Below are 13551 nucleotides of genomic sequence, written 5' to 3'. Positions count from 1 at the left end.
ATCAATACGCCCGGGACGCCCAGAATTCTGTCAGGCATTTCCAGGTCAGTTCCCGCGTTGAATGAAGTTGTAATCCCGCATGGTTAAGGCCAGGCCCAATCCCGACAGACAGCATTCCTGCGGCGTTGATTGCTTCAACACCCGCAGCGGCATCTTCAATGCCAATCGCCTCTGCAGGACGCACGTTCAGCCCCGCACAGGCCGCAAGGAAGATCTCCGGGTCCGGCTTTGAACGGCAAATGCGGGAAGCATCAGCGCAAAAATCGAAGGCCTGATGAATGCCCAGCGCGTGCAAAATCCCTGGGGCATTGAGCGATACGGATGCCAGCCCAATCTTGACCTTCGCGGCACGGATCTCCGCCAGCACGTCGCGGATCCCCGGTAGCAGAGAATCCTGCGTCAGTGATGCCAGCGACTGGACGTAAAGCGCATTTTTTTTCGTCGCAAGCGCCAGGCACTGCTCCTCACTAAACATCCCCTCTTTTCCGCCGTGCTTCAAAATGCGCTGGAGGGAATCCATGCGGCTTATTCCCTTAAGCTGTTCGTTAAACACTTCGTCGAAGGTAATGCCAATTTCCTCCGCCACGGCACGCCAGGCCAGAAAGTGAAGATGCGCGGTATCGGTGATCACACCGTCCAAATCGAATACAACAGCCTTAAGCGTCATGTTGCCCCTCCGTGGTAGCGGTCCCATTCACGGACGCAAGAAAATCCTTATACGCGAACACTTCTCGCTCCGGGATATGGAGCGTTTTGCCCCACAGCGTCAGCGTGGCAGGCGCCGTGGTTTCAATGGTTAACACCTCGTTTTCATACGTGAAGTGCATTGCTGCGTTCCGCCACCGCAGCGGGAAAGCGAGTTTCTGCCAGTGAGCAGGCAGTTTTGGCGCGAGATGCAGTTCCCCTTCAATGATTTGCAGGCCAGCAAATCCCTGAATTGCGCCAGACCAGATCGCACCGGTTGCCGCGGCATGAATGCCCTCATCGCTGCTGTGCGGATCCTCGCCCAAATCAATGGCGATGCCATCGCGCCAGAAGGCATAGGCCCCCTGCGTATCACCGCAGCGCGCGAGCACAATCCCGTGAATGGCCTTGCTCAGGGAGGAATCATGGATCGTGCGTGGCTCATAGAACGCCAGATTGGCGGCGCATTGCCGTGGCGTAAACCGTTCTGGCAGCAGGTAGTTAAGCATCACCACATCGGCCTGCTTCAGGATCTGCATCTCGTTCACTTCCGCGCGGGAATAATCGAGCAGAATCGTCTGTTTACCCGCTTTGGCTTTGTAACGGCTCAGATCGATGGCAGGTTTTGACATGAAGGAATCATCCTGCGGGATCACACCGTCTGCATCGGCCTCCGGTAGCCATAAGCGCGCCAGGAACTGCGCGGCATTCTCCGTAAAACGCGCATCCTCACGCCCAAACATCGCCATAAACTGGCGCGCGCAGGCAACGTTGTGCCAGGCCAGATAGTTGGTGTAAGCGTTGTTGTTCACGTGCTCGGTGTATTCGTCCGGTCCGATCACATCATGGATTTCCAGACGACCATTGACCTCCGTTGCGCGTCCCATCCAGAACAAAGCCGTTTCCATCAGCAGCGTCAGGCCTTCGTTACGCATAAACGCGTCATCATGCGTCGCCTGCCAGTACGCAACGACGGCCCAGGCAATATCAGCCACGATGTGATGCTCAGCAAGTGCGGAAGCCACCTTCTGGCGTACCCCGGTGCGGATGTTGATTGCCGCGAACTCCGGCGTCTCTTCCTCACCGCTTGCGGCGCTTTCCCATGGGAACAACGCGCCCGGCCAGCCGTTACGACGGGCTTTTTCCCGTGCGCCAGCCAGATTAAGCCAGCGATAGCGCAGCAGGCTGCGGGCAACCTGCGGGCGGGTAAACAGATGGAAAGGCAGCAGGAAAATTTCGGTATCCCAGAAGACGTGCCCCTTGTACCCTCCGCCCGTCAGTCCTTTTGCGGCAATACTACTTCGCTCATCATGGGCAGGCGTCATCGTGGTCAGGTGCCAGACCGCATAATCCAGCGCCATCTGATCCTGTTGCTCTGCGGAAGTCACTTCCACCCGGGCATCACGCCAGACCTCTTTCCAGGCATACGCTGAGCTTTCAAGCAATGCGTCGTAACCTCTTGCGGCAGAAACTTTGAGATCGGCCAGCGCGTTGCGCGCAAAAGACTCCTGTGACAGCGCTTTATCGCTGCGATGCGTCACCCAGACGATCTTTTCAAGCGTGACAGTGTCACCCTGAGCAATGGTCAGTGAATGATGTACGCTGAGACGCCGATTTTTGGCGGTGAAACAGCTGTCGCTCTTCGAGGAGAGTTGGCAAAACGCCGAAACAACAACCTCCGACGCCCGGTCCTGCGTTTCATACACCCCCTGCATATAGTGCTGATCAAAGACCCTGACCGAGAGTTCATCCAGATGCTGTCTGCCGCTGTTCGTTTGCGTCGCATCAATGCCGGTTTTCAGCACGGCATGCGTGGCGGCATCAAGAGGCGTGATCGCGAGCTGCATAGCCACTAATGGCAACTGGTCCAGCGACACAAAACGACGACTCTCCAGCCGATAGCGCTTGCCGTCGGGCGAACGCCAGACAACGTTACGATGCAGTTCGCCGTTAGCGAAGGCCAGCTCGCGCTGCCACTCAAGAATTTCCCCAGCCAGGAGGGTGAAATTGACGCCGTCCAGCTCTACATCAATACCGGTGATATCCGGCAGATTGACCAGCTCGGTGGTCTCGTTGCGCCCCGCGCGATGATACAGCCCAGCGAGATACATGCCTCTGGTCTGCTGGGTGTACTCTTCTTCATGCGCAGCGCGAATGCCCATGTAGCCATTGCCGCATGCCATGATGGAGGCGTATTTATTCAGGCTGTGTGGACAAAAGCCCGGATCGGTTAATACAGAGACGTTCAGCATAGTGTTACGCTTTCCCCTGTTTCTGCGGATTCATAAAGTGCGCCAACAAGCTGCTGAATTACCAGTCCCTGTTCTGCATCGGCAATCATCACGGGCTCTCCCAGCACGTGACGTACGAAAGCATCCATGCTGCGCAGATGGCGCTGATCGTCCGCCTCTTCGCGCTGGGTAAGGGTTTCTAAAACACCGGCTTCGTCATTGTAGATGTGCGCCGGGAACAGCGTTGCACCCGCCTTTTCACCGCAGAAAGAGACGTTCATGATTGACTGCTCGCGAATGTTAAGCGCAAAGGAGGTGTCCAGACGCAAAATGCCGCCGTTGCAGAATTCAATCGTGCCAAACAGCGCATCTTCCACGGTAAATTGCGCAGGATCCCACTCGCCAAACTGACCGGTGCTTTTACGGTTTCCCAGCCTCTGGAAGCTGTGCGCAGTCACCCGTTTGACCGCCGGGAAACCCAGGACATACATTGCGGCGTCGAGCATATGAATGCCGATATCAATCAGCGGTCCACCGCCCTGTAGCGATTTGTTGGTAAAAACGCCCCACCCCGGCACACCGCAGCGACGCAGCGCCTGCGCTGAGGTAAAGTAAATTTCACCAAGCGTTCCGTTCATTACCGCATCGCGCAGGAGTTGGGTATCCAGGGCAAAGCGATGGTGAAAATCATAGGCCAGGACTTTTCCTGCCTTGCGCGCCGCGATGCGCATCTCATCAGCCTGCTGCGGCGTCATCGCCGGGGGCTTTTCACACATCACATGGCAACCCGCCTCGAGCGCCGCCATCACGTGTTCAAAATGGAACCGGTTGGGCGAACAGACGCTCACCACATCCGGTTTTACTGCCTGCAACATCTCGTGAGCGTCCTGCCATGCCGATGGAATAGCATAACGTTCCGCGAACGCCTGTGCCTGCTCAAGGCGGCTGTCCATGACAGCCACCATTTGAACATCACTGCGCGTGGCGTAATACGAGGCATGCACTTTGTCCGCGACCTGCCCGGCGCCAATAATGGCGACGCGCAGAGGCGAAGGTGTAGAAGCACTCATCACGCTCGTCATCCTTAGCATTCACGCAAATAAGTGAGAGAGTCCTGATAAGCCTTAGCCGGATCCTCGGCGCGAACACGGCATTCATACACCACGTATCCCTGATAGTTATCGGCACGCAGCTGACCGAACAGGCTGGCGAAATCGAGGCTGCCGCTGCCCGGCTGATAGCGGTGGTTATCTGCAATGTGAACATGACCCAGCAGATCGCGGTTCTGATGCAGCGCGTCCGTCAGCGAGTCTTCTTCAATGTTCATGTGATAGAAATCACCGATGATCTGCACGTGCTTCAGGCCGTTCTCTTCGATATAACGACGCGCGTCTGCCAGGGTGTTGATCATATGATCCTGGTAGCGGTTCAGCGGCTCCAGGTAGACGGTGGTGCCGGTGCGCGCGGCCACCTCATCCAGCCAGCGCAGCGAGGCGCTTATGGCTTTGCGGTCACCGTCCAGGCTGCGTGGAGAGGTCATTGGCGGCAGACGGAAGGTAAACATGCCCCAGGCAGCAGGCACGATAATGCCCTTTCCGCCGACTTCCGCCAGCGCTTCCAGAATGCGTTCGATCTGCTGTAATCCGTTCAGACGGCGTTCTTCGATGAAATCACCGATCCAGCCATCGTACCCGCCACATGCTGTCGTCACCGGCAGGCCCGTGGCTTTGATTGCGGCTTTCACTTCGTCGAGATTTTCCACCAGCAGACGGCCGTCAATTTCGTAGCCATCAAAACCCATCGCTTTGATGTACTCGAATTTTTCCATGATGTTGGTCGGGAAAAAGGCCTGGTTTTGTGTTGCGATCTTCATGATTTGCTGTCCTTAGCTTAAAAAGTGACGCCCATTTTGATACTGAGTTCCGGATGCTGATCGACATACTTCATATAGCTTTCCGGGCTGGTGGTGAAGGTGACGACCGGGTCGATCAGATCTTCACAGTTCAGATAACCGTTCATCAGCAATTCCCAGCAGGTCTCTTCGATACGCTTGCGGCTCCAGCGCGGATAGTCCGGGTTCGGTTCACTGCAGGCGCGGGAGAAGACAATCTTCGCGTTGTTAAAGTGCGCTTCGCGGCCCAGGTTGAAGCCTGCCGCAAACGGTTTGGCGAAGGCCACGTAGGAGATGGTGCCGCCGTAGGCGAGCCCGCGCAGCGCGGACTGCAATGCATCTGCAAAGCCGCTGGTTTCGATGATCACGTCCGCGCCCTGCTTGCCGGTCAGCTTTTTAATTTCCAGACCGACATCGGTACCGATTGGATTCAGGCAGTGGTCCGCGCCGTGACGGCGAGCGATCTCACAGCGGTGTTCAATCGGATCAACGCCGATAACCACTGACGCACCGGCTTTTTTCGCCAGCTGAATCGCAATCTGTCCGATGGCTCCCAGACCGACCACGACAACAAAGTCACCCACACGGACGTTGGCATCTCGCACGCCGCTCATGGCGAACTGCGCCGGATCGTAGCAAACGGCATTCTTCCAGGACGCGCCCTGCGGCATTTTACGCAGCTTATAGTTGTTCACCGCGTTAACGATGACCGTCTCCTGCAGCGGGCCGTAGCAGCAGACGCTGTCGCCGATCTGGTATTCCGTTACGTCAGCACCGCATTCAATAATGTCGCCAACGATCATGTTGCCCAGCTGGAACTTACCGAATTCGATACCGCGTGCAGCGCCCTCTTCACGCGGCGTGAACATCTGCCACTCTGCGTTGAACTCTTCATCAATAAACGGGCTTGCCGCGCGGAAATCCACGACTTCCGTTCCGTGCTTCGGGGCGCCAAAGCGGGCGCGAATTTTCACTTCATGTGCTTCCACAGCACGGTCTTCATACTCCACCAGCGCCGCTACGCGTGGCGCTGTCGCAATTAATTTCTTCATAACTTGCTCCTGATAAAAAATTGGCCGCCTTAGCCCTTGACGCCACCGGCGGTCAAACCACTTTTAATAAAACGTTCAGAGAGTGCGTACATGATGACCACCGGAAGCGCCGTCACCAGCGATGCCGCCATCATGCGACCCCAGATATAATCTGGCGTACTAAAGAGCGTGTTCAGCCCGACCGGCAGGGTAAAGTTGCTGGCACTGGACAGGAAAATGGAGGCAAACAGGTAGTCGTTCCATGCCACCATGAAGCAGTAAACAAACACCGACACGAGACCGGAAATGGCCAGCGGCACGGTAATGCGGAAGATGATTTGCAGGCGGTTCAGACCATCCATCATCGCGGCCTCTTCTATTTCGTCCGGAATGGTGTCGAAATAGCTGCGCAGCATGAATACCGCCGTAGGCAACGTCTGGGTCACCATGGTGATGATCAGCGCCAGTTCAGTGTCGTAAATGCCGAGCGCGGTGATGATTTTGAACAGCGGCACCACCAGCAAAATCCCGGAGAACATATAGACGGTGTAGAAGCTCGCGTTGATCGTCGCGCGTCCTTTAAAACGCAGCTTGGACAAGGCGTAAGCGCCCAGCGTGCCGAGAAACACCGCAATTACCGATGACGTCAGCGACACCACCATGCTGTTGCGGAAATAATCCACGAACGGGAAAATTAGCGGGTTAAAGATGTCAACGTAATGCTGAAGCGTCCACGCCTGCGGCAGAATAGTCGGATTCAGCGATATGGCCTCTTTCGCGCTCTTGAATGACGTCATCAGCATCACGAAGAACGGGAACAGCGTGATAATCAGAAATACCGTCAGCCCCAGATAGAAACCAATACGGCCCAGTATGCGTTTATTTGTTGCCATTGAGGTTTACCCTTTTTCTGGTCAGCAGAATGACGGCGAAGATGATCACAAACAGCACAACAGAAATGGCGGCTGCTTTGCCCAGATCGTTGAATGCAAAGGCAGTTTTATAGAGATACACGCCCAGAATATCGACCTTCGTGGTCAGCAGATAAACATCCGCAAACATGTAGAACATCCAGATGGTTCGCAGCGTCACCACCGTTGCCAGTACAGGCATGATGGCGGGCAACGTGACGATACGGAAACGCTGCCAGGCGTTGGCTCCGTCCATCTCTGCCGCTTCATACAGCGATTTATCAATGGTCTGCAAAATTGCCAGGAATGAGATAAAGGCATACGGGAAGTAGCGCCAGATGGCGAACAGCACCACCAGCACGAAGCTGCTGCCAGGGTTGTCGAACCAGAGCGGCGCCTGGTCATACAGATGCAGCAGATCGACGCCCAGATAGTTCACAATGCCGTAGCCGTTGTTGAACATGTATTTCCAGGCAAATACCAGGGAAATAGAGGGTGTCACGTAGGATAAAATCACCAGCGAACGCGCCGTCTTCCGGAGACGAAACTCACGGTTAAAGAAGATGGCGACGGCAAGCCCCAGCCCGGTGCTGCCGAGCACGACCAGCGCCGTATACCAGAACGTCATCCACAGCGAGTGCCAGAACGCAGCATCCCCCAGAATGCGGATGTAGTTATCCAGGCCAACAAACACCGCATCAATACGCGGGTTAAGCGGCAGACGTAAGAAACTGATTTCAATATTGGAAATCATTGGCCAGGCCACCAGGCCCCCCAGCAAAATCAGGCTGGGGGCCAACAGCAGCATGGCGAAAGGCATATCTGAACGACCAGAAAACAACGTCTTCATAATTTCCTTCCGCAGAGCGCTCCTATCGTTGTGAAATCAGGTCAGTCAGTCGCGTCTGGCTCTTGCTAAGCGTTGCGCTGAGATCTTGTTTACCCACGGTGACGTTATGCACCATGGAGCTGATAATGCCGGACCCTGTCACATCGCCCATGCGCGTGAAGTTTTTGTCGCCGACAGCACCAAACACCTGTACGTTCGGGAATTGGGCGATCAGTTCATAAGGCAGTTGCCCAAACGCTTTAATCACCTCGTTGTTTTTCCAGGTATCCGTTCCTACGACCAGCGTGTTCACCGGCAGCGCCGCGCCCGGCGACATCATGACCCAGTCGGTTGCGTTTTGAGCCTGCTCCATCCACGTCACAAACTTTTCAGCCGCTTGCGTTTCTTCTTCGGTTTGTCCGCTGGTGATCGTCAACGAGGTGACCATGCCATAAACGGCAGAGGACTTTTCTGTCGGGACAACGAAGCCAAGGTTGGCAGGGTTACCATCCTGGAATACCGCTGGCAGGATGTAGGTGGAATAGACGGCCATCGGTGCAGAACCGTTCATGAAGGCATCTTTGATCTCCATGACGTCGTTCGAGCCCGGCATGGTGGTCGCGGCCAGCGCTTTATAGAACACCAGTGCTTTCGCCATTTCAGGGGTGTCAATTTCAACGTTTCCGTTGGCATCAAAAACGTTCGCGCCGCCGGAAAGCGCAAACTGGGAGAACGCCTGCTCGGTCATGACGCTTTCCGCGGTGGGCAGCGCAATACCGTAATGTTTGTTGGCCGGGTCGTTAAGCTTCTGGCTGGCTTTCAGCAGCTGTTCCCAGTTATGCGGTTCCTGAATACCCGCAGCGGCAAGCACATCTTTGTGATACCAGACGCCGGATAGCCAGGCGCTCATCGGCACCCCTGTCCAGGCTGTGCCGTCTTCAGTACGCACAACGCGCAGGATCCCGTCATAGAAGGTCTTTTCGCCTACCGCTTCAATGGCTTCACCGATAGCCTTGCGATCCAGCAGTTGTTCCTTATCCATGACTTTCGCGTAATCATGGCTGACTTCAATCACTTCAGGCAGCGCGCCCGTTCTGGCGAGCGTAATCACTTTGGTGTTGTAGGCATCTTCTTCCACCGGCACCTGCTTCACCGTAATGCCGGGGTTTTCTTTCTCGAATTTTTCGATCAGTTTCGTAATAACCGCCTGGCGCTCCTGCTCTACTGACGAGTGCATGAACTCAATGGTCACAGCAGACGCTTTATCATCTTTACAGCCTGATAACAGGGCGCACGAAACCAGTGCTGATAACAGCACAATTTTGGGCATTTTCATTTTAGGGTCCTTTTTAGTTTTCTTTAATCCACATAACCTGCCATGGATTGAGGGTCAGCTCTTTACCGCTAACAGCTTGTCCTGATAGTAATTCCATACCAGTAAGCGTGTCCCCATAAACGGTATGAACGTTATTACTAAAATTAAACAGGGCTGTAATTCTCTCACCGTTATCAGCCACGCGAACAATTTTAAGAATTTGTTCATCCAGTGATTCAAAAAATGCCTGGGCATCAGGGTGAAACGCACTTTCCCCACGACGAATCGCAATAAACTCGCTTAAACGGGAATAAATTTTATGACGAATGCTATTTTTATTATTAAGTTCGAGATCAACCTGACCGGCATTATATTTCTTGCGGTTTATCGCGCGGTTATAGCCGAGGCGCTCGACCCCTTCATAATCGTTACGGGAGCCAAGAATACTTTGAATATACACGGCAGGTACACCTGGGAAACTTAACAGCACCGCATGCGCCAGAATAAAGCGCGCAATGCGTTCATCATCTGAACTGTTTTGCGCGCTTAACGCGTCAAGATAGGTCACATTAATTTCGTAAGGACTGCGCGTACCGTCAGGATTATTTTTCCAGTTGACCAGCGCCCCTTCCTGCTGAAGTTTCTCAACCAGTGCGAGGATTTCTGATTCCGGCAGAATGCCGCGCAGTGGGTTCAGACCGATACCGTCATGAGACGCCAGGAAATTGAACCAGGTCGTTTTTGTTGAAGGCAGCGCCAGCGATCCCGCCCACTGACAGAGAGCGTTAACATCCTGACTGTGCACAGCATGCAGCACCAGCGGCGGCAAGGAGAACTGGTAGACCATCTGAGCTTCATTTTCACCGTCACCGAAATAAGAGATATTGTCCTTATGCGGAACGTTCGTCTCAGTAATGATCACGGTACCCGGCGCCACGGCCTCGGTAATAGCACGGAAAAGCTGGATAAGGCAGTGAGTCTGTTCCAGATGGATGCAGCTTGTTCCAGGGATCTTCCACATAAATCCGACGGCGTCCAGACGGATATAACGCGCCCCTTCCGCCAGGTAATGGAGCAGCACGTCAACCATTGCAATCAGCACCTGAGGCGAGGCGAAGTTGAGATCGATCTGGTCATCGCTGAAGGTGGTCCAAAGATGACGCACGCTGCCATCATGCAGCGTAAATGGCGTCAGCAACGGTAATGCGCGAGGACGCGTCACCGCAGATAAATCAGTTTCTGGATCGACAGCAATAAAGAAATCTTCGTAGCCAGGTTTCTGCGCAAGATAATTAGCAAACCATTCACTTTTTGCTGACATATGGTTGCAGACGAAATCAAACATTAAGCTGGCAGACTGTTTTAGATCAGCAACGTCTTGCCAGGTCCCGGTTTCAGGCGCAACGTTGTGGTAATCAATAACGGAAAATCCGTCATCAGAGGACCACGGATAAAAAGGTAAAAGGTGGACATGGGAAAACGTGCGAGCAAGCCACTCATTATAAAAGCGGGTAAATACCGGCAACGCTTTCTCCCCTTTCGCGGAGAACTGATCGGCGTAGGTGATCAGAACGACATCTTTTTCATCCCAGCCTGATTTACGCTTTTCTGTAATATCAACAGCAGCTTGTTCAAGCTTTGTTAATAACACTTTAAAATGTGCTTCAGAAAATGATTCACCGTAAATATGATTGATAAGTTTTTTAATTTTTGCGTTCACATTATTTTCCATGGTAGCGGTCCCACGAAGGGCAATCTACTCCCCTGAAAAATATCTGTCAACGAACCGGGAGGCTGAAAAACGCAATTACAAAGCAGCTCTGTGCAGTAATGTGAGCTGCCGCAAAGAAAGTGAGGGAAAGGGATGAAATGTCGTTAGCCCTTCCGGGGAGAGAAAGGGCTAACGCGAGCGTGAATTATCGGGATAAGTAGCGGCGTGACAGCCGCTTTGCCGCTTTTTGCAACAGAGGTTCAAGCGCCACGGCCAGCAACATTCTGACCGGCTTGCGGGCAACAGATTTGATCGCCCAGCCCGCCACACCTGCCGGGCCGTAACGTAACGCCGTCATCAGAACCAGTTTACCTGCGATTTTCAGGCCGGGTTTTACCTTCTGACCGGCCTGTTGCCAGTTTTTCTTCATGTATATTCTCTCTTAAAGCTGACGAAAACGACTTCTCAGCGTAAAGGTATCGGATGTGACATAGCGTTCCATTTCACGTAACCGCTTCTCCCCTTCAGCCAGCAGATCGTCAACCGCATTGAGAAGATCGTTACTGGTAGGCGCGCCTTCCGCAGCCAGTTCGCCTTCCGGCATCGGGTCAAGTACAAACGACAGCACGATGTAGGCCACGAAAGTGATAAACGCCAGGCCGAAAAATATCGACAGCACCGTGACCACACGAACCAGCTTTACCGGAACGTCGAGATAATGGGCCAGCCCGGCGCAAACGCCGCGCACCATGCCCTGCTGTGGAATTCGCCACAATTTTTTGTTCAGATTCAGTCCTGACATTAACGGTCCCTCCAGTTAGGATGTTCTGCATCCAGGATTGCTTCCAGCGCCTGAATGCGATCGCGCATCTTGTTAGCCTGGTCGGTAAGCTGCGCAAGACGTTGTTGTTCGCTCTGGGATAAATCGTTCCCTGAAGAACGGTTGCTGTAGTGCAGCCATAGCCAAATCGGCAAAACAAACAGCACGAAAATCGTCAGGGGAATGGCCAGGAAAAGCGCGCTCATGTGTACTCCTTGTCGTCGGATGCTTAGCGGCACGCTCAGGTGCCGCAACATTATTATTGGTTATCTTGCTTCATTTTGGCTTTCAATGCCGCCAGCTGCTCGCTGATTTCATCGTCCGCTTTCAGATCGGCAAACTGTTGATCCAGCGACTTTTGCTTACCGATGCCGTGGCTCTCTGCTTCCGCTTCCATCTGGTCGATACGACGCTCGAATGACTCAAAACGCGCCATGGCCTCATCCAGCTTGCCACTGTCCAGCTGACGACGCACGTCGCGGGAAGAGCTTGCCGCCTGATGACGCAGGGTCAGCGCCTGCTGACGCGCGCGGGTTTCGCTCAGTTTATTTTCGAGCTCACCAATCTCTTTTTTCATGCGGGTGAGCGTGTCTTCCACCAGCGTGACTTCATGCTCCAGCGTAGCGATCATGTCCGCCAGCTTCTGCTTTTCAATTAACGCTGCGCGAGCAAGATCTTCTTTATCTTTGCGCAGGGCGAGTTCCGCCTTTTCCTGCCATTCATTGAGCTGAGCGGTGGCCTGCTCAATACGGCGCGTTAACTGTTTTTTCTCAGCCAGCGCACGGGCGGAGGTAGAACGCACTTCAACCAGCGTGTCTTCCATCTCCTGAATCATCAGGCGCACCAGCTTCTGCGGATCTTCTGCTTTCTCCAGCAGTGAGTTGATGTTGGCGTTCACGATGTCGGCAAAACGAGAAAAAATACCCATAATCAAATCCTCATAGTTCTGTTATCGGGCTATGCCCTGCTGTACTGACAATACAATTCCTGTGCCAGTTTTTTATCTTATTGATTTTACACGGCGTGATTGATTTTTATTCAGCACAGAACTATGCTGACCTGGTGAATATCGCTAAGGAGTGGTTAATTTCATCATGGCTCAATACAAAGATAACTTACTCGGCGAAGCCAACAGCTTTCTTGAGGTGCTGGAACAGGTTTCTCGCCTTGCGCCGCTCAACAAACCGGTACTCATTATCGGCGAGCGCGGCACGGGTAAGGAACTGATTGCCAACCGTCTGCACTATTTATCCGGACGCTGGGACGGCCCCTTCATTTCTCTAAACTGTGCGGCGCTGAATGAAAACCTGCTCGACACCGAGCTGTTCGGCCACGAGGCGGGCGCGTTTACCGGCGCTCAAAAGCGCCATCCGGGACGTTTTGAGCGCGCCGACGGCGGCACCCTGTTCCTTGATGAACTCGCCACCGCGCCGATGCTGGTGCAGGAAAAGCTGCTACGCGTGATTGAGTATGGTGAACTGGAGCGCGTCGGCGGCAGCCAGCCGCTGCAGGTTAACGTGCGCCTGGTCTGCGCCACCAACGCCAATCTGCCGGAGATGGTTGCGGAGGAGAAATTCCGTGCCGATCTGCTTGACCGCCTGGCCTTTGACGTCGTTCAGCTTCCGCCCCTGCGCGACAGGAGAAGCGACATCATGCTGCTTGCTCAACAATTTGCGATTCAGATGTGCCGCGAGCTCGGTCTCCCTCTTTTCCCCGGCTTCAGCGATCATGCGCGGGAGACGCTTCTGGCCTACCGCTGGCCGGGAAATATCCGCGAACTGAAGAACGTTGTGGAGCGTTCTGTTTACCGCCACGGCAGCAGCGAGACGGAGCTGGACAATATCATTATCGATCCTTTTCAGCGCAATGCGCCGCCGGTTTCCTCCCCGTCATCGTCAGGCGATACTCCCGCGCTGCCCCTTGATTTGCGCCAGTTCCAGCACGAGCAGGAGCAACAGCTGCTGGAGCAAAGCCTGAAGGCGGCGAAATATAACCAGAAACGCGCGGCCGAACTCCTGGGCCTGACCTACCATCAGTTACGGGCATTGCTTAAAAAGCATCAAATGCGCTGACAATATCGGCACTTACCCGCAGACATTTTTACGAAGCAGGCGTAAGTGCGATACAC

Annotated in this window: 14 protein-coding genes; 1 reads left to right on the top strand and 13 read right to left on the bottom strand. The window is 54.1% G+C overall.

Annotation, left to right across the window (positions count from 1 at the left end; genetic code table 11):
* Position 1: 1 nt before the first annotated feature.
* From pgmB to pspA, 13 genes are all read right to left on the bottom strand, one after another.
* Positions 2-667 carry a beta-phosphoglucomutase gene (pgmB, locus tag IM303_RS08050; protein ID WP_045260648.1) on the bottom strand — a complete coding sequence of 222 codons (666 nt, stop codon included), beginning with the start codon at positions 665-667 and terminating at the stop codon, positions 2-4.
* Entirely contained in the window at positions 657-2936 is a 2280-nt protein-coding gene (locus IM303_RS08045; RefSeq protein ID WP_193359787.1) for a glycoside hydrolase family 65 protein, read from the bottom strand. The genes pgmB and IM303_RS08045 overlap by 11 nt, the downstream gene beginning before the upstream one ends.
* Positions 2930-3988, bottom strand: a complete 1059-nt coding sequence (locus IM303_RS08040; RefSeq protein ID WP_192971160.1) for a Gfo/Idh/MocA family protein — start codon at positions 3986-3988, stop codon at positions 2930-2932. Before IM303_RS08040 ends, IM303_RS08045 begins: the two co-directional genes overlap by 7 nt.
* Positions 3989-3999: 11 nt before the next feature.
* The gene (locus tag IM303_RS08035; RefSeq protein ID WP_192971161.1) at positions 4000-4788 is read right to left on the bottom strand and encodes a sugar phosphate isomerase/epimerase; all 789 of its coding nucleotides are present in this window, start codon (positions 4786-4788) and stop codon (positions 4000-4002) included.
* Positions 4789-4805: 17 nt separating this feature from the next.
* The gene (locus IM303_RS08030) at positions 4806-5858 is read right to left on the bottom strand and encodes a zinc-binding alcohol dehydrogenase (RefSeq protein ID WP_049001107.1); all 1053 of its coding nucleotides are present in this window, start codon (positions 5856-5858) and stop codon (positions 4806-4808) included.
* Positions 5859-5887: 29 nt separating this feature from the next.
* The gene (locus IM303_RS08025) at positions 5888-6730 is read right to left on the bottom strand and encodes a carbohydrate ABC transporter permease (RefSeq protein ID WP_049001105.1); all 843 of its coding nucleotides are present in this window, start codon (positions 6728-6730) and stop codon (positions 5888-5890) included.
* The gene (locus IM303_RS08020; RefSeq protein ID WP_028013373.1) at positions 6717-7598 is read right to left on the bottom strand and encodes a carbohydrate ABC transporter permease; all 882 of its coding nucleotides are present in this window, start codon (positions 7596-7598) and stop codon (positions 6717-6719) included. The genes IM303_RS08025 and IM303_RS08020 overlap by 14 nt, the downstream gene beginning before the upstream one ends.
* Positions 7599-7620: 22 nt before the next feature.
* Positions 7621-8913, bottom strand: coding sequence for an ABC transporter substrate-binding protein (locus IM303_RS08015; protein ID WP_049001102.1), 1293 nt, complete (start codon positions 8911-8913; stop codon positions 7621-7623).
* 13 nt (positions 8914-8926) lie between these two features.
* On the bottom strand, positions 8927-10624 hold the full coding sequence (locus IM303_RS08010) for a sugar phosphorylase (RefSeq protein ID WP_049001100.1): 1698 nt from the start codon (positions 10622-10624) through the stop codon (positions 8927-8929).
* 184 nt (positions 10625-10808) lie between these two features.
* The gene (gene pspD / locus IM303_RS08005; RefSeq protein ID WP_028013376.1) at positions 10809-11033 is read right to left on the bottom strand and encodes a phage shock protein PspD; all 225 of its coding nucleotides are present in this window, start codon (positions 11031-11033) and stop codon (positions 10809-10811) included.
* 12 nt (positions 11034-11045) lie between these two features.
* Positions 11046-11405 (bottom strand): envelope stress response membrane protein PspC, encoded by a 360-nt coding sequence (gene pspC, locus IM303_RS08000; protein ID WP_049001098.1) that lies wholly within the window; start codon positions 11403-11405, stop codon positions 11046-11048.
* Positions 11405-11629, bottom strand: coding sequence for an envelope stress response membrane protein PspB (gene pspB / locus IM303_RS07995; RefSeq protein ID WP_028013378.1), 225 nt, complete (start codon positions 11627-11629; stop codon positions 11405-11407). Before pspB ends, pspC begins: the two co-directional genes overlap by 1 nt.
* A gap of 53 nt (positions 11630-11682) precedes the next feature.
* Positions 11683-12351 (bottom strand): phage shock protein PspA, encoded by a 669-nt coding sequence (gene pspA, locus IM303_RS07990; protein WP_028013379.1) that lies wholly within the window; start codon positions 12349-12351, stop codon positions 11683-11685.
* 151 nt (positions 12352-12502) lie between these two features.
* Between pspA and pspF the strand changes: the two genes are divergently transcribed.
* Positions 12503-13495, top strand: a complete 993-nt coding sequence (gene pspF, locus IM303_RS07985; RefSeq protein ID WP_162497080.1) for a phage shock protein operon transcriptional activator — start codon at positions 12503-12505, stop codon at positions 13493-13495.
* Positions 13496-13551 lie beyond the last annotated feature (56 nt).

Origin of the sequence: Enterobacter cloacae complex sp. P38RS (assembly GCF_014930775.1) — a bacterium.
In the GTDB taxonomy this organism is placed as follows: Bacteria; Pseudomonadota; Gammaproteobacteria; order Enterobacterales; family Enterobacteriaceae; genus Enterobacter; species Enterobacter bugandensis.
This window is presented reverse-complemented; position numbering and strand designations above follow the sequence as displayed.

Coding starts and splice junctions, on each gene's coding strand:
- IM303_RS08030 (WP_049001107.1), bottom strand. CDS start 5,858: ATGAAGAAATTAATTGCGACAGCGCCACGCGTAGCGGCGCTGGTGGAG.
- pspD (WP_028013376.1), bottom strand. CDS start 11,033: ATGAAGAAAAACTGGCAACAGGCCGGTCAGAAGGTAAAACCCGGCCTG.
- IM303_RS08015 (WP_049001102.1), bottom strand. CDS start 8,913: ATGAAAATGCCCAAAATTGTGCTGTTATCAGCACTGGTTTCGTGCGCC.
- IM303_RS08010 (WP_049001100.1), bottom strand. CDS start 10,624: ATGGAAAATAATGTGAACGCAAAAATTAAAAAACTTATCAATCATATT.
- pspB (WP_028013378.1), bottom strand. CDS start 11,629: ATGAGCGCGCTTTTCCTGGCCATTCCCCTGACGATTTTCGTGCTGTTT.
- IM303_RS08045 (WP_193359787.1), bottom strand. CDS start 2,936: ATGCTGAACGTCTCTGTATTAACCGATCCGGGCTTTTGTCCACACAGC.
- IM303_RS08025 (WP_049001105.1), bottom strand. CDS start 6,730: ATGGCAACAAATAAACGCATACTGGGCCGTATTGGTTTCTATCTGGGG.
- IM303_RS08035 (WP_192971161.1), bottom strand. CDS start 4,788: ATGAAGATCGCAACACAAAACCAGGCCTTTTTCCCGACCAACATCATG.
- pspC (WP_049001098.1), bottom strand. CDS start 11,405: ATGTCAGGACTGAATCTGAACAAAAAATTGTGGCGAATTCCACAGCAG.
- IM303_RS08020 (WP_028013373.1), bottom strand. CDS start 7,598: ATGAAGACGTTGTTTTCTGGTCGTTCAGATATGCCTTTCGCCATGCTG.
- pspA (WP_028013379.1), bottom strand. CDS start 12,351: ATGGGTATTTTTTCTCGTTTTGCCGACATCGTGAACGCCAACATCAAC.
- pgmB (WP_045260648.1), bottom strand. CDS start 667: ATGACGCTTAAGGCTGTTGTATTCGATTTGGACGGTGTGATCACCGAT.